The sequence below is a fragment of the Brevundimonas sp. UBA7534 genome (assembly GCF_002479325.1).
GTDB lineage: Bacteria > Pseudomonadota > Alphaproteobacteria > Caulobacterales > Caulobacteraceae > Brevundimonas.
In genome coordinates this window covers 21,185-36,279 of sequence record NZ_DLMO01000101.1, presented here as the reverse complement: position 1 = coordinate 36,279, position 15,095 = coordinate 21,185, and the positions used below count along the sequence as shown (strand labels likewise).

Genomic DNA, 15,095 nt, shown 5'->3' with positions numbered 1-15,095 from the left:
GGCTGCTCCTATCTATAGGTTTGAGTGAGGAATGCCGGAACGTCGGGTGCTTAGGACAGCACGCCCAGGACGTCGGATTCCTTCATGATGATCAGGTCGTCGCCGTCGATCTTCACTTCCGTGCCCGACCACTTGCCGAACAGGATGCGGTCGCCGGCCTTCAACTCCAGGGCGTTGACCTTGCCCGAGTCGTCACGGGCGCCGGGGCCCACGGCGACGACTTCGCCTTCCTGGGGCTTTTCCTTGGCCGTGTCGGGGATGATGATCCCGCCCTTGGTCTTGGATTCTTCTTCAACGCGCTTGACCAGCACGCGGTCGCCGAGCGGACGAAACGCCATCGGTTGTCTCCCTTGATCCCCCGGATGGGGCGATTGTGAACAGTCGGTCGGCCCTCCCGCGATCGCCGTTTTGGCAGCCGACCGGCGAGAGTGCTAACGCGGCCGGGAGTTAGGCAGGCGGACCGGCCGGGTCAAGCGGCGCGGGCCGAAATCGGTCTCGAAAACTTTCTTGGCGTATGAACTGAAGATGAACGTCCGGCTCCGGGGTCGTTCAAGGGCGGGACGCTAAAACCGACCCAACGCTTCAGGCATTCCCCTTTCGGAAAGCGCTTCGAAGCCCAGAGACAAAGGAGACGAACCATGACGAAGATGCTGAAGATCACCGCCCCCAAGGCCGTGGCTCTGGCGGCCGCCCCGGTCGTCGCCCTGACGATGATGGCGGCCCCGGCCTCGGCGCAGTCCTACCGCCATGATCGCGATCGGGACCGTGACGACACCGCCCAAAACGCCCTGATCGGCGCGGCGGTGGGCGGTCTGGCCGGCGCCCTGCTGGGCAATGGCGACGGAACCTACATCGCCGGCGGCGCCCTGGCGGGTGCGGCGGTCGGCGCCGCCTCCGGCAGCCGCGGCAACGACTGCGAATACTACCGCGGCGGCCGCTGCTATCGGAACCAGGGTCACTGGGAGCGCGAGCACGGCATCGATCGCAGCCGCTCGGGCTACGACTACCGGTACGACAACCGCCGTTACAACTCGCGCTATGACTCGCGCCGCGACTATCGCCGCGACCGGGACTACCGCTACGACCGTCGCTGGTAAGGCCTAGACGTCGGGAATGAGGAAGGGCGCTCCGATCGGGGCGCCCTTTTTCATGTGTCAGTTCATCAGCCGCGTCATCAGGGCGGCGGTGGACGGGTCCAAATCCGCGCTGGGGCCCCCCGCCTGGACGTCCTTCAGGATCGCCTTGGCCAGCACCTTGCCCAGCTCCACGCCCCACTGGTCGAAGCTGTTGATGTCCCAGATCACGCCCTCGACGAAGGTCTTGTGCTCATAGAGGGCGATCAGGGCGCCCAGCGTCCGGGGCGTCAGGCGGTCCATGACGATGGCGGTCGAGGGCCGGTTGCCGGTGAAGGTGCGATGGGGCGCCAGGCGTGCCGCCTCTTCTTCCGACAACCCCTGCGCCAGACCTTCGGCCTTGGCGGCTTCGGTCGTCTTGCCCAGCATCAGGGCCTGGCCCTGGGCCAGGGCGTTGGACCAGAGGGGCGACTCGGGCGCGTCTTCATATGTGCGGGCCACGATCACGAACTCGGCCGGAACCACCTGCGGCCCCTGGTGGATCTGCTGGAAGAAGGCGTGCTGGCCGTTGGTGCCGGGCTCGCCGAAGACGACCGGGCAGGTCTGGCGCGTCACCGGCGTTCCGTCGCGATGCACCCGCTTGCCGTTCGACTCCATCTCCAGCTGCTGCAGGAAGGACGGCAGGCGGCGCAGCGCATGGGCGTAGGGCGCCACCGTTCGCGCCGTGCGATTCAGGCCGTCGACATTGAACACTTGGGCCAGGGCCAGCAGCACCGGCGCGTTCGCCTCCAGGGGGGCCGCGACGAAATGGTCGTCCATCTCCGCCGCCCCGGCCAGCATGGCCTCGAACACGTCCCAGCCCAGGGCGATGCCGCATGACAGGCTGACCGCCGACCACAGCGAATAACGCCCGCCGACCCAGTCCCGGAAGGCGAAGGTCCGTCCGCAGCCGAAGGCCGCGGCCTTGTCCGGCGCCGCCGTCACGCCGATGAAGTGCCGGGTCATGCCCTCGGCCGGAAGCGACGCCTGAAGCCAGGCCTTGGCCGCCTCGGCGTTGGCCAGGGTCTCCTGGGTGGTGAAGGTCTTGGACACCACCACGACCAGGGTGGTCGCGGGGTCGAGCCCGGTCAGGGCCTCGGCCATGTCGCGTGGGTCGATGTTGGCGACGAAGCGCAGGTCGATGGCCGGGTCCAGCGGGCGCAGCGCGTCCCACACCACGCGCGGCCCCAAATCCGATCCGCCGATGCCGACGTGGACGATGGCCTTGAACGGCTGGCCCGTCGCCCCCGCCTCGGCGCCCGACCGCACGGCCTCGGCATAGGCCTTCATGTCGGCGCGCACGGCGTCCACCTCGGCCGAGACCGGCTCGCCCAGGGCGTGGAAGTCCGCGCCCGCCGCCGCGCGCAGGGCCGGGTGCAGCACCGCGCGGCCCTCGGTCAGATTGACGGCCTCGCCGCCGAACAGGGCCGACCGTCGCCCCTCCACGTCGCAGGCGCGCGCCAGGTCCAGGCAGGCGTCGAAGGCGGCCTTGGTCCAGCTCTGCTTCGACAGATCCAGATAGAGCCCCGCCGCCTCGACCGACATCCGCGCCAGCCGCCCGGGATCGGCGGCGAACTGATCCACGATGCGGGTCTTTCCGGCCTCGGCGGCGGTGCGGTCGAAGGCGGTCCAGGCGGCGTCGCGGCTCATGTTCTGTCCTCAGAAGCGGTCGGGGCGGGCGGTAGGGTAAACACTCGTTTACGGGTCGGGCGTATCCCGGTTCAACGTCCTAGCGGACGTTGAAACAGGAAGTCAGCCCCCCGAGGTTCTCCATGTCCTGCGGCGTCGCCCTTTCCATCGCCCTGATGGTCTCCAATCCCGCGGTGGCCCAGGCCGCGGCCCAGCCGCCCACCGCCGCCGGCGCGCCGGTGTCGGTGGCGGGCGAGCCCCTGTTCGCGGACATCGTGAACCGCTCGGCCGAATTGAAGGCCCTGGTCGACGGCTGGGCAGCGTCCCGCGCCGCCGACGCCGACGGCTTCTTCGCCGGCCCGGTCTTCACCGGCTTCAAGACCCGCGCCGAGGCCCTGTCCCAGCTGGACATGCAGGGTCACCTGATCCTGAAGGAACGCGGCACGGACGGCGACCTGAAGTGCATCCTGCGCGGCATCTCCGAGGACATCCCCAAGAAGGTCGCCGCCGTCCAGGCCGCTCCGAGCGCCGCCGAACGCGCCGTGGCCCTGTCGGAACTGTCCTACCTGCTGAACGACAACGTCGAGGTCATCACCGCCCCGCCGCAGCCTGAGGTGTAGGGCTTTCGCGCTGGACGGGACTCAGCTATCGTCGTTTCGTTTGGTGCGGAGAACCTCATGACCCTGTCACGGATCCTCATGGCCGGCGTCGTCTTGGTCGGCCTGTCCGGCTTTGCAGCCCCAAGCGCTATGTCGTCTCCTATTCCGTCAGCGACCACGGCGTCGCGCAGATGCGGGGCCAGGCCCTGATCGCCGAAGAGGGCGATGTCAGCGTGCAGGGATCGGATCAGAACGGCGGCCATGCCTTCAATGCAACTCTCAATCCGACCGACGACGGACTGGTGCTGGTCACGTCGCTCTGGCGCGGGGAGACTAAACTGGCCGAGCCGACGCTGGCGATGGAGCGGGGCGGGCAGGCGAAGGCGGAGTTCGGCAGTGACCAACAACGCATCGTCATCGAGATCGCCCCCGCCGACTGAAGCCTACCCCTCCACCGTCTCCGGATATTTGATCGAGCAGCCGTAGGGCTGGGCGAAGCGGGTCTGGACCGGGCGGCCCGCCTCCATGTCGGTCAGGGCCGCGCGGACGAAGTTGGTCGCGCCCTCCAGGTCCTCGGGCTTGTTCGTCGGACGGTCGTCGATGCCGCCCTCGAAGACGATGCGGCCTTGCGGATCGATCACACGCATGTCGGGCGTGGTCTTGGCGTCGTACAGCTTGCCCACCTCCCCGGTCGGATCCAGCAGAAGGTGGGTCCAGGCGCCGTCATGCTTGGCCTTGAAGGCCCGCGCCGTCTCGCCCTCAACGAAGCCTTGCGTCCCGGGCGCCGAGGACACGATGGTCAGCCAGACCACGCCGCCGCCGGTCGCCTCGCGCTGCAGCGCCTGCATGGCCCCCGCGCCATAGTGTTTCTGGACATAGGGACAGCCCTCGTTGGTCCATTCCAGCACCACCGTCTTGCCCCTGAAGTCGGCCAGCGACCGCTGCGTCCCCTCGGCGTCGACCAGGGTGAAGGCCGGGGCCATCCCCTCCTGAGTCGCGGCGGCCGGGGTCGGTTCGGTCGATGCGGTCTCAACAGGGCGCGGCGGCCTCCTGCTGTTGGCAGGCGGCGAGCGTCAGCGTGGCGACGGCGGCGAGGGCCAGGCGGCGGATCATGACGGCGTTTCCCTGATACGGGCCGCAGTCAGCGCGCGGCCTCCTGCAGGGAGTCTATCACGAGGCCGTCGGTCAGAAGCTGCGGCAGAATGCGCGGTTCGCCGCCGCCGGCCGGATAGACCAGATAGAGCGGCACGCCCGACCGGCCGTGGCGTTCCAGCTCGCGGGCGATGGCGTCGTCGCGCCGGGTCCAGTCGCCCACCAGATAGACGGCGTTCGTCGCGGCGATCGCCTCGGCCAGGCGCGGCGAGGACAGGGCGGCGCCCTCGTTGATCTTGCAGGTCACGCACCAGTCGGCGGTGAAGTTGACCAGCACGGGCCGGCCCTGACCTTGCGCCGCGCGCACCGCCTCGGGCGACCAGGGTTGGGAGGCCAACGCCGCGCCCTCGCTGGCCTGGCCCGGCGCGACGGTCGGGGCCCGCGCCGCCGCGACCCCCGCCAGCGCGGCCAGGACCAAGGCCAGAAGCGCCGCGCCGCCGCTGATCCAGCCGCCTCGTCCGGCCGCGCGCTCGCCCTGTCTCAGGCCGAACAGCCACAGCGCCAGGGCCAGCAGCAGTCCGGCGCCGAACAACAGGGCCAGGGCGTCGCCTCCGGTCTGGCGCGCGAACACCCAGGCCAGCCACAGGGCCGCGCCGTACATCGGAAAGGCCAGCAGCCGCCGCAGACGCTCCATCCACGGCCCCGGCCGGGGAAACCGCCGCAGCAGGCCCGGCGACAGGCTGACCGCGACATAGGGCAGGGCCAGGCCCAGGCCCAGCATCAGGAAGACCAGCAGCGCCGCCGGCCACGGCATGACCAGGGCCGCGCCGAGCGCAACGGCCATGAAGGGGGCGGTGCAGGGCGCGGCCACAACCACCGCCAGCACCCCGGTCAGGAAAGCCCCCGCCCCGCCCGATACGTGCGACAACCGCCCGGCCCCCTGTAGCGACCCGCCGATGTCGAACACCCCCGACAGGTTCAGCGCCGTCGCCAGCATCAGCAGGCTCAGGCCCGCGACCACCGCAGGCGACTGCAGCTGGAAGCCCCAGCCGACCGCCTGCCCCCCGGCCCTCAGCGCCAGCAGGGCGCCCGCCAGGACCAGGAAGGTCGCCAGCACCCCCGCCAGGAAAAGCAGGCCGTCGCGCCGCGCCACGCGCGTCTCGTGCGCCGAGGCCGACAGCGCCGCCGCCTTCATCGCCAGAATGGGAAAGACGCAGGGCATCAGGTTCAGGATCAGCCCGCCCAGCAGGGCCAGCAGCGCGGCCTGGATCAGGCCGGTCGCTGCGGGGGCCGACCCCGGCGCGGGCCGTTCGCCCGCCTCGCCCGAGATGGCCCGCCCGGTCGTCCCCGCCAGGGCCGGTCCCGACTCGGCCGTGATCTCCCAGGCGCCGGCGTCGGTCGCCAGCACGCCCGAGACCGGCCCGGTCACGCCGTCGCGCGTCCCGCGTCCGGGCGCCAGGCTCAGGGTCAGGCCCTGGTCGCCGCGCGTCGCCGTCTGGTCGGCCGCATGGTCGATGATCCCGCCCTGGAACGGAAAGAAATGCGCCCGGCCGATGTCGGCGCCCGCCAACGGCCCGCCCGCGGCGCTGAGCGTCAGCCGCCCGTCCCGCAACGCGATCCGCGCCTGGATCGGGGCCGGGCGCGGCGCCTCGGCCAGCACCGCCTGGATGGCCGCGCCATAGGTCGGATCAAGGGGCGCGGCGCCGTCCCTGACCTCGATGTCCAGCGCCAGCGGCAGTTCGTCGGGCACGCACATCTGATCGCTGCACACCATGAACAGCGCCTGGGTCCGCAGCGCCAGCACCTGTCCCGGCGGGGACGAGGCCGGAACCTCGATCGGCACGGGCAGCAGCACCGAACCGGAATAGCCATAGTTGACCAGGCTCTGCAGCCGCTGACGCTCGGGCAGGGGCCAGACGATCTCGCCCGCCTTCACCCCCGCCGGCAGGGTCCAGTCCAGCGTCGTCGGCCCGCCGGAATCGCCCGGATTGCGCCAATAGGTGTGCCAGCCCGGCTGGATCTTCTGGCGCACGGCCACGACCAGGGTCGATCCGGGCGTGGCCCATTGCGACATCGGGACCAGCTCGGCCTCGATCCGCTCGGTCTTCTGCGGCCCCAGGCCGACCAGGGCGGCGGCGGGCGATGGCGCGGCCTGGGCCTGCGCCGCGACGGGCGCCAGCAAAAGGCCGAGGATCAGAAGGAGCAGGCGCACGTGGGGGCATCCGTGGGGAAGAAGGCGGCGCCACCCTAGCCCGCGCGCGCGGGCGCATCCACCGACAGGCCGCCGCAGCGCCTATTCTGCGCCACCCGCCTCCAGCATTTCGCGCATCATCTCCAGGATCAGCTTCTGCTTGCGCAGCGGCAGCTGGGGGGCCAGGCGCGCGATCTCCAGTGACTGGCGCGTGGCCGGGTGTTCGTGGTCGAAGCCGGCCTGCGCCTCCTCGGCCAGGCCCGGCTGGCGGCCGTAGCCTTCGAAGAAATAGGGAATGCCGACGTTCAGGAAGTCCGCGATCTCGAACAGCTTGGAGGCCGAGATGCGGTTCTGGCCCTTCTCGTACTTCTGCATCTGCTGGAAGCTGACGCCGACGGCCTTGCCCAGGGCGGTCTGGCTGAAGCCCTGGCTGAGCCGCTGCTCCTGCACGCGGCGGCCGACGTGGCGATCGACGGGGTGCGGTTCCTGGTTGTCGTCGCCCCGCGCCATGTCAGTTCCCGCTCGATCGTCCCGGTTTGAAACCGACCTTAAAGCGCGCCCGGACCGGCCACAAGCCAAAGGCCAAGCTGGCCAGAAGCATCGCGCCGAACAGGCCGTCGCCCCATCGGCCATAGGGCGTCGCGTCCGTCGCCTGGGGCAGTCGCGCGTCGATCACTCCCATGACGCCGGGGTCCAGCCGCTCGCCGTCGACGATCCGCCCCCACGGGTCGATCATGGCCGAAATCCCCGTCGGCGTGGCCCGCGCGATGGGCAGGCCCGTCTCGATGGCGCGATAGCTGGCCAGGTTCAGGTGTTGGCGCGGCCCCGAGGTCTTGCCGAACCAGGCGTCGTTGGAGGCGTTGACGATCCACGCCGGACGGCCCGCCGCGCCCGTCGTGAAACCGGGATACAGGCTCTCGTAGCAGATCAGCGGCTGGACCGGCGGCGCGTTCGGCAGGGCGATGGGCGCCGGCGTCGGTCCGGCGGAGAAATCGCTGGGCATATGCACCAGGCTGCGCAGGCCCACGGCGGTCATCACCGATCCCAACGGCAGATATTCGCCGAACGGCACCAGCCGGTGCTTGTCATAGACGGCCGCGACGCGCAGGCCCGCCCCGCCCTCGTCATGCAGGGCGAACAGGCTGTTGTAATAGCGCGCGCCCTCCGGCGCCGCCGGGTCCGCCTCGCCCCGCGCCAGTCCCATCAGCAGGGTCTGGCCGGGCCGCAGGGCCCGGGCGATCCCCTCGCCTTCCCCGGCGCCGGGCGCGAACACCTGATAGTCGGCGGCGGGCAGGGAGCCTTCGGGCCAGACCACCACGTCGGGGGTCCGCGCGGCGGGCTGGGCGGTCAGCCGCAGGTAGCGCTCGACGATGGAGCGGTAGGCCTCGGGCGTCCATTTGGATTCCTGGTCCACGTTGGCCTGGACGATCCGCACCACCGTGTCGGTGAAGCGCAGCTCAGCGCCGCCCAGCCGCGCCGCGCCGAAGGCGGCGACCCCGGCCAGGGCGACCAGACCCAGGGCGGCCGAAGTCCAGCGGCCTCGCCACAGGCCCGGCCCGACCAGGGGACCCAGGGCCGCCACGCCCGCCACCGTGACCAGGCTCAGCCCATAGACCCCGACGACCGAGGCGAACTGCGACAGGGCCCCGCCGGCGCGCCAGCTGGCGCCCGCCGGATTCCACGGAAAGCCGGTCAGCACATGGCCCCTCAGCCATTCGAAGGCGCAGAACAGGGCCGCGAACAGCAGCACCCTGACCACGCCGATCGGCGCGAACCGTCGATAGAGGGCGCAGGCCCCGCCCCAGAACAGGCCCAGTCCGGCGGGCAGCAGGCTGGCCGCGAAGGGCGCCATCCACGCCTGTTCGGGATTGACGAAGAAGGCCTCGGCCACCCACCAGCAGCCGATGAAGAAATAGGCGAACCCGGCCAGCCACCCCATCCAGAAGGCGCCGCGCGCCCGGTCCGACCGCTCCGACAGGATCATCAGCAGCGGATAGCCCAGAAGGCCGATCAGGACCCCGAACGGCGGATGCGCCAAGGCCGTCCCGGCCCCGGCCAGCAGGGCCAGGGCGATGCGGATCGCCCGCCAGGCCCAGCGGCGGCGCGGCTCGGGCAGGGCGCGGATCGGCGCGGCCATCCGGTTCAGAACGGCGTCGGGCGTCATGCCTGGTCCTCGCGTTCGGCGGCGTAGGGGTCCGGCACGCCCAGGCCCGCCAGGATCGCGCGCTCCTCGGCTTCCATTTCCTCGGCCTCGCCGTCGTCCTCGTGGTCGCGGCCCAGCAGGTGCAGCACGCCGTGAACGACCAGGTGGCTCAGATGGTCGGCCAGGGTCTTGCCCTGCACTCGCGCCTCCTCGGCGCAGACGCCGTGGGCCAGCACCAGGTCGCCCAGATGCGGAAAGGCGTTCTCCGGCGCTGGAAACGACAGCACGTTCGTCGGCCGGTCCTTGTCGCGGAAACGGGCGTTCAGGTCGCGCACCGCCGCGTCGTCGCTCAGCAGCACGACCACGTCGCCCTGAACGCTCCCCAGCGCCGCGGCGGCGGCGTGGGCGGCGACGGCCTCGGCGTCCGGCAGGGCGGACGTCCAGGCGCCCGCCTCGACCTCGACCTCGATCATGCGTCGTCTTCGAGGTCGGGCGCGGGCAGGCGGCGCGCCGCGTCGGCGTCATAGGCGCGCACGATCCGCTCGACCATGGCGTGGCGCACCACGTCCTCGGCCGCGAACTTCAGGATGCCCACCCCCTGGACCCCGTCCAGGATCCGCAGCGCATGGGCCAGGCCGGAATCGCGCGGGTTCAGCAGGTCGATCTGCGACGGATCGCCCGTCACCACCATGCGCGCGCCCTCGCCCAGACGGGTGAGGACCATCTTCATCTGCAGGCGGCTGGTGTTCTGGGCCTCGTCCACGATGATGAAGGCGTGGCTCAGGGTGCGGCCGCGCATGAAGGCGATGGGGGCGGCCTCGATCTCGCCCTTGTCGCGACGGCGCTGCACGTCCTCGGGGCCCAGGATGTCGTTCAGGGCTTCCCAGATGGGGGCCAGATAGGGATCGACCTTCTCGTTCAGGTCGCCTGGCAGGAAGCCCAGCTTCTCGCCGGCCTCGACCGCCGGGCGGGTGATGACCAGCCGGTCCACCTGGCCGCGCCGCAACAGCGATGCGCCATAGGCCGCCGCCAGAAAGGTCTTGCCTGTCCCCGCCGGTCCGACGCCGAAGCTCAGCTCGCAGCGGCCCAGCATATCCAGATAGGCGGCCTGCGCCTTGGTCTTTGGCACGATCGCGCCGCGCTTGCCGCCGGGCAGGGACACGCCCGCCGCCGCCATGCCTGGCGTGCCTTTGCCGCCGCGCGCCTGGCCCAGGGCGGCGCGGACGTCCGCCTCCGTGACCTCGGCGCCCAGGGCGGCGCGCTTGGCCAGGTCCTCGATGGCCCGGCGCGCGTCGCCGCGATCGCGCGGGCCGCCGTTGACCGACACGCCGCCGCCCGGCGCCTCGACCAGCACCTTGAAGGCGTCCTCGATCAGGGCGACGTGTCGGCTGTTGGGCCCGACCACCGCGCGCAGCTCGGCGTCGTTCAGGGGAATGAATTCGCTTTCACGCGCCAAGCACGGAGACTCCAAGGTCCCGCGACACCGGGACGGGGGCGACCAGTTGCCCGGTCAGACTGTTCTGCTGACCGCTGACGATCTGGACCGGAACGATCCGGCCGATCAGATGATCCGCGTCCTCGACGTGAACCGATTGCAGATAGGGCGAGCGGCCGATGGCCTGGCGGCCGTGTCGGCCCTTCTTCTCGAACAGCACGTTCAGCGTCCGCCCCGCCTGGGCGGTGTTGAAGGCGACCTGCTGTTCCAGCAGCAGGGCCTGCAGCCGGTGCAGCCGGTCCTTGGCGACCTCGGGCGGGACCTGCGCCCCCATGCCGGCGGCCGGGGTGCCGGGGCGCGGCGAATACATGAAGGAGAAGGCGCTGGCGTAGTTCACGCGCCGCACCAGATCCATCGTGTCCTCGAAATCCCGCTCGGTCTCGCCGGGGAAGCCGACGATGAAATCGCCCGACAGCGCCATGTCCGGCCGCGCGGCGCGGATGCGCTCGATCAGGTCGAAATACTTCTGGCGTCCGTGCTTGCGGTTCATCAGCCGCAGGATGCGATCCGAACCCGACTGCACCGGCAGGTGCAGATAGGGCATCAGGGCGTCCAGGTCGCCATGCGCCGCGATCAGGTCGTCGGACATGTCGTTGGGGTGGCTGGTCGTATAGCGGATGCGGTCGATGCCGGGGATGTCGGCCAGGGCGTAGGCCAGCTCGGCCAGGGTCGCCGGCTTCCCATCGGCGCGCTCGCCGTCATAGGCGTTGACGTTCTGGCCCAGCAGGGTGACTTCGCGCACGCCTCGATCCGCCAGGGCGCGGGCCTCGTCCAGCACGGCGGCCAGCGGGCGCGACCATTCGGCCCCGCGCGTATAGGGCACCACGCAGAAGGTGCAGAACTTGTCGCAACCCTCCTGCACGGTCAGGAAGGCGGTCACGCCGTCCCCGCCGCGCGTCGTCGGCAGGGCGTCGAACTTGTCGTTGGGGGCGAAGTCGGCGCCGATGCGCTCGCCCCGCGCCCGCGCCGTGCGGGTCAGCAGCTCGGGCAGCTGGTGATAGGCCTGAGGCCCCACCACCAGGTCCACCGCCGGCTGGCGTCGCATGATCTCCTCGCCCTCGGCCTGGGCCACGCAGCCGGCGACGGCGATCGTCATCTTCGTGTTCGAAGTCGCCGCCTTGGCGTCTTTCAATTCTCTCAGCTTGCCCAGCTCGGAATAGACCTTCTCGGCGGCCTTCTCGCGGATGTGGCAGGTGTTCAGGATGACGAAGTCGGCGTCGTCCGGCGTCTCGGTCGGCGCATAGCCCAGCGGCCGCAGGACATCGGCCATGCGCTCTGAGTCATAGACGTTCATCTGGCAGCCGTAGGTCTTGATGAACAGGCGCTTGGTCGGCGCGGGTTCGGCCTCGGCCGCTTGCGGAACCAGGGTTTCGGTCATTCGCGGCTCTTTACTGCGCTATCGCGCTGCGCGCCACTTCAGCACGTCGAATCGGGCCTTTCGACGTCAGGACGTCGTCTCCGGATCGACGCGGGCGGCGTGACGCTTGAAGATCAACCCCTCGCGCTTGGACGGTTCGGCCCCCTCGACCGGCACGCCGTACAGTTCCAGCTTGTGCCCGATCAGTTCGAAGCCCAGCCGTTCGGCGATCTCGGTCTTCAGACGCTCGATCTCGGCGTCGAAGAATTCGATCACCTCGCCCGAGCGGGTGTCGATCAGGTGATCGTGGTGGTCGTCGCCCGCCTCTTCATAGCGGCTGCGCCCATCGCCGAAGTCGTGCTTCTCGACGACCCCGGCCTCCTCGAACAGCCGCACCGTGCGATAGACGGTGGCGATCGAGATGTGCGGGTCGATGGCCGAGGCGCGGCGGTACAGCTCCTCGACGTCGGGGTGGTCTTCGGCGTTGGAGAGCACGCGGGCGATCACGCGACGCTGCTCGGTCATGCGCATGCCGCGCTCGGCGCAGAGTTTTTCGATCCGGTCCATGACCCTAGAATAGGGGCTGTCGTCGCGTCAGGGAAGCGCCGCCTTATCCGGTGGCGCGGCCATGTCGCGTTCCAGCACCAGGGCGTCGATCCGGCCGCCGTCGTAATAGCCGCGCCGCCGGCCGATCTGTCGGAAACCGGCGCGGTCGTAGAGGGCGCGCGCGGCGGCGTTGTCTTCGGCCACCTCCAGGAAAATCCGGGTCGCGCCGGCCTGCGCCGCCCGCACCGCGCCCTGCCCCACCAGCCGTCCGCCCAGGCCCGCGCCGCGCGCCGAGGGGCGCACGGCCAGCGTCAGGATCTCGGCCTCGTCCAGCACCGCGCGCATCAGGATGAAGCCGTCCGCCTCGGTCACGGCGAAGACGCCGGGCTGGGCCAGAAGATCGACGAAGACCGCCGCGCTCCACGGCGCGGGAAAGGCGGTCGCGTGCAGGGCGGCCAGGGCGTGCGGGTCGCTCATCGCGGCCCCTGCTGCGCGGAGCCTTGGCGCGGCTGGCCCGGCAGGCGGCTGGGCGGCGTGGCGTCGGGCGCGCGCAGATAGGTCGGTCTTGGCGGGCGTGTCGCCGGATCGCCCGCCGCGGTGAGGCGCGCCAGGGCCTCCGGCGACGGGGCGAGGCGCGGGTCAAGGTCGAGCCGGGCCAGATCGGGAAAGGCCTCGGCCAGGACGGACGCGCCGTTTCCGACCCACCGCGCCGGCCGGCCAAGGGCCCGAAGGGCGCGCGTCGCGTCTTCCAGCGTCAGGGCCGCATCCGGCCCCAGCGGAACGCCGTCGTCGAACAGCCGCGCATAGACCTGCCCGCGCCGCGCGTCGATCAGGGCCGCGACCGGCCCCGCCGCATCGGCGACCGAGGCGGCCAGGGCCTCCAGCGTCGACAGGCCCAGGACCGGACGGTCCAGCGCCGCCCCCAGCCCCAGGGCGAAGGCCAGGCCGACGCGCAGCCCCGTGAACGAGCCCGGCCCGACCGTGACGCCGATCCGCTCGACAGCGTCGAAGCCGGCGCCCCCTTTTGCCGCCGCCTCGGCCACGACGTCGCGCACCAGGCCCCCCAGCCGTTCCTGGTGGCCCTTGGCCATCGGCTCGAACCGCACGGCCAGCGGCCGGTCGCCGTCGAACATCGCCGCCGTGCAGGCGCCCAGCGCCGTATCGATCACCAAAACCGTCATGCCGGTCTTCTAGGACCGGATCGGGCGCGAGCCTAGACCGCCGCGAGAACCTCGACCAGCCGCGTCAGGGCGCGGCGTACGGCCGGGTCGTGGATGCGGGCGAAGCCGTCGGCCAGGGCCTGGCCCTCAGGCGTGGTGGTAAGGGCGCGCAGGGTGGTCAGCTCGGCGGCGTCCGCGCCGTCAGGCCGGTCGGGGAAGAAGGCCTCGACCGGCAGGCCCAGCGCCAGCGACAGGGCGTGCAGGCGCGACACCGAGATGCGGTTCTGCCCGTTCTCGTACTTCTGGATCTGCTGGCAGCTGACGCCGACCAAACCCGCCAGCGCCGTCTGCGACAGGCCCAGGGCGCGCCGCCGAACGGCGATCCGGGCGCCGACGACGGCGTCCACGGCCTTGGCGGATCGGGCGGTCATGCGCTGCGGCGGTCTCCGGTTCAGGACAACCAGACCGTTTCATGAAACGAAATGATTTGCAACCATAAGGTTTCACCCGTCCAGGCGGGCGATCACCGCAGACACCAGTGCGGCCTGTCGGCGCGGGATGGTCTCCATCACATCCAGAGCGCCCGCGCCGGCCAGATGCAGCGCCTCGGCGTCCGCGCCGCGATACAGCCGCACCCGCACCGAGCCGTCGACCATCTCCAACACGCAGCCCTGGCCCTGGCGTGGCCATTGACCGGGTCGATATTCCACCACGACGCCGGACGCGGCCCAGGGGGCCAGGCTGTCGTCGGAAATCTGCAACCGCCGGACACGGGGCGAAGCCGCCTCGAAGCTTCGTCCTCGCGCCTCCAGGCCCTCCGCGGCCGGCGTATCGTCGGAAGCGTTGTCGGACGGGCCGCTCAGACCGTCGCGCGCGAAGGCCAGGTCCTCGGGCGAGGCGTCCAGCGCGGCGGTCAGGCGACGCTGCACGTCGGGTCGGAACAGGCCGGGACGCCGGCCGGCCTCATACAGACCCCACCCCTGGCTGGTCATGCCCAGGCGCGCGCCGGCCTCGGCCTGCGACAGGCCTCGGTCACGGCGGAGCGCGGCCAGAGCTTCGCCCAGGCGAAGCGCGTCGGGATCGGGCTGGAAGCGCGACATGGCCGCCAGAATGACGCAGCCCGATCGCCAAGGCGAGACGAAATCGTTTCACCCCACCCGCAAAGGTTGGTCAGAGGGTCTGTTCCACCCGCGTCACTTCAGGAACATAGTGGCGCATCATCTGCTCCACCCCCGCCTTCAGCGTGGCCGAGGACGAGGGGCACCCCGAACAGGCGCCGCGCATTCTCAGGGACAGGACGCCGGTCTCCTCGTCGAAGGCGTCGAACAGGATGTCGCCGCCGTCCTGGGCCACGGCCGGCCGGATGCGGCTGTCCAGAAGGGCCTTGATCTCGGCGACGATCTCGCTGTCGTCCTCGGCGTGGGTCTCGGCCCCCGCCCCGTCGCGGGTCAGCGGCTGGCCCGAGACGAAATGGTCCATGATCGCCGCCAGCACGGCCGGTTTCATCTCGGTCCAGTCCGGCCCCTGCGCCTGGCGGGTGACCGACACATAATCCGCGCCGAAGAAGACGCCGTCGACGCCTTCCAGCTCGAACAGCGCCTCGGCCAGCGGCGAAGCGGTCGCCGCGTCGATGGTGCGATACTCCAGCGCCGCGGCCGGCGAGACGTCGCGGCCGGGCAGGAATTTCAACACGTTCGGATTGGGCGTGGGTTCGGTCTGGATGAACATGGACCGCAGATGCGCCCCGCCCGCCCCGGATTCAAGAGGGTGT

Annotated in this window: 18 protein-coding genes; 3 read left to right on the top strand and 15 right to left on the bottom strand. The window is 70.9% G+C overall.

Annotated elements, in window-relative coordinates:
- Nucleotides 1-50: 50 nt before the first annotated feature.
- Nucleotides 51-338 (bottom strand): co-chaperone GroES, encoded by a 288-nt coding sequence (gene groES, locus B2U11_RS07735; RefSeq protein ID WP_201215817.1) that lies wholly within the window; start codon nt 336-338, stop codon nt 51-53.
- Nucleotides 339-638: 300 nt separating this feature from the next.
- On the opposite strand from groES, the gene B2U11_RS07730 reads away from it, so the two are divergent.
- Nucleotides 639-1,097, top strand: a complete 459-nt coding sequence (locus B2U11_RS07730; protein WP_292070933.1) for a hypothetical protein — start codon at nt 639-641, stop codon at nt 1,095-1,097.
- 57 nt (nt 1,098-1,154) lie between these two features.
- On the opposite strand, the gene pgi is transcribed toward B2U11_RS07730, so the two are convergent.
- Entirely contained in the window at nt 1,155-2,762 is a 1,608-nt protein-coding gene (gene pgi / locus B2U11_RS07725; RefSeq protein ID WP_292070932.1) for a glucose-6-phosphate isomerase, read from the bottom strand.
- 122 nt (nt 2,763-2,884) lie between these two features.
- Between pgi and B2U11_RS07720 the strand changes: the two genes are divergently transcribed.
- Nucleotides 2,885-3,361, top strand: coding sequence for a hypothetical protein (locus B2U11_RS07720; protein ID WP_292070931.1), 477 nt, complete (start codon nt 2,885-2,887; stop codon nt 3,359-3,361).
- Between the two features lie 170 nt (nt 3,362-3,531).
- Complete coding sequence (locus tag B2U11_RS07715; RefSeq protein ID WP_292070930.1) at nt 3,532-3,780, top strand: hypothetical protein; 249 nt, start codon at nt 3,532-3,534, stop codon at nt 3,778-3,780.
- A gap of 3 nt (nt 3,781-3,783) precedes the next feature.
- On the opposite strand, the gene B2U11_RS07710 is transcribed toward B2U11_RS07715, so the two are convergent.
- The 13 genes from B2U11_RS07710 to B2U11_RS07650 form a co-directional block, all read right to left on the bottom strand.
- Nucleotides 3,784-4,323, bottom strand: a complete 540-nt coding sequence (locus tag B2U11_RS07710) for a redoxin domain-containing protein (RefSeq protein WP_292070929.1) — start codon at nt 4,321-4,323, stop codon at nt 3,784-3,786.
- 158 nt (nt 4,324-4,481) lie between these two features.
- Complete coding sequence (locus B2U11_RS07705; protein ID WP_292070928.1) at nt 4,482-6,644, bottom strand: protein-disulfide reductase DsbD family protein; 2,163 nt, start codon at nt 6,642-6,644, stop codon at nt 4,482-4,484.
- Nucleotides 6,645-6,725: 81 nt separating this feature from the next.
- On the bottom strand, nt 6,726-7,133 hold the full coding sequence (locus B2U11_RS07700; protein ID WP_292070927.1) for a helix-turn-helix domain-containing protein: 408 nt from the start codon (nt 7,131-7,133) through the stop codon (nt 6,726-6,728).
- Between the two features lies 1 nt (nt 7,134).
- Entirely contained in the window at nt 7,135-8,787 is a 1,653-nt protein-coding gene (lnt, locus tag B2U11_RS07695) for an apolipoprotein N-acyltransferase (protein ID WP_292070926.1), read from the bottom strand.
- Nucleotides 8,784-9,239 (bottom strand): rRNA maturation RNase YbeY, encoded by a 456-nt coding sequence (ybeY, locus tag B2U11_RS07690; protein WP_292070925.1) that lies wholly within the window; start codon nt 9,237-9,239, stop codon nt 8,784-8,786. Before ybeY ends, lnt begins: the two co-directional genes overlap by 4 nt.
- Nucleotides 9,236-10,222: a PhoH family protein gene (locus B2U11_RS07685; protein ID WP_292070924.1), complete on the bottom strand. Its 987-nt coding sequence runs from the start codon at nt 10,220-10,222 to the stop codon at nt 9,236-9,238. The genes ybeY and B2U11_RS07685 overlap by 4 nt, the downstream gene beginning before the upstream one ends.
- Entirely contained in the window at nt 10,212-11,639 is a 1,428-nt protein-coding gene (gene miaB, locus B2U11_RS07680; RefSeq protein ID WP_292070923.1) for a tRNA (N6-isopentenyl adenosine(37)-C2)-methylthiotransferase MiaB, read from the bottom strand. The genes B2U11_RS07685 and miaB overlap by 11 nt, the downstream gene beginning before the upstream one ends.
- Before the next feature lie 66 nt (nt 11,640-11,705).
- Entirely contained in the window at nt 11,706-12,185 is a 480-nt protein-coding gene (locus B2U11_RS07675; protein WP_292070922.1) for a Fur family transcriptional regulator, read from the bottom strand.
- Nucleotides 12,186-12,212: 27 nt separating this feature from the next.
- Nucleotides 12,213-12,641 (bottom strand): ribosomal protein S18-alanine N-acetyltransferase, encoded by a 429-nt coding sequence (rimI, locus tag B2U11_RS07670; protein ID WP_292070921.1) that lies wholly within the window; start codon nt 12,639-12,641, stop codon nt 12,213-12,215.
- The gene (tsaB, locus tag B2U11_RS07665) at nt 12,638-13,345 is read right to left on the bottom strand and encodes a tRNA (adenosine(37)-N6)-threonylcarbamoyltransferase complex dimerization subunit type 1 TsaB (protein ID WP_292070920.1); all 708 of its coding nucleotides are present in this window, start codon (nt 13,343-13,345) and stop codon (nt 12,638-12,640) included. Before tsaB ends, rimI begins: the two co-directional genes overlap by 4 nt.
- Nucleotides 13,346-13,377: 32 nt before the next feature.
- Nucleotides 13,378-13,755: a helix-turn-helix domain-containing protein gene (locus tag B2U11_RS07660; RefSeq protein WP_292070919.1), complete on the bottom strand. Its 378-nt coding sequence runs from the start codon at nt 13,753-13,755 to the stop codon at nt 13,378-13,380.
- 72 nt (nt 13,756-13,827) lie between these two features.
- Entirely contained in the window at nt 13,828-14,424 is a 597-nt protein-coding gene (locus B2U11_RS07655; RefSeq protein ID WP_292070918.1) for a helix-turn-helix domain-containing protein, read from the bottom strand.
- Between the two features lie 70 nt (nt 14,425-14,494).
- The gene (locus tag B2U11_RS07650) at nt 14,495-15,052 is read right to left on the bottom strand and encodes a NifU family protein (protein WP_292070917.1); all 558 of its coding nucleotides are present in this window, start codon (nt 15,050-15,052) and stop codon (nt 14,495-14,497) included.
- Nucleotides 15,053-15,095: the final 43 nt, after the last annotated feature.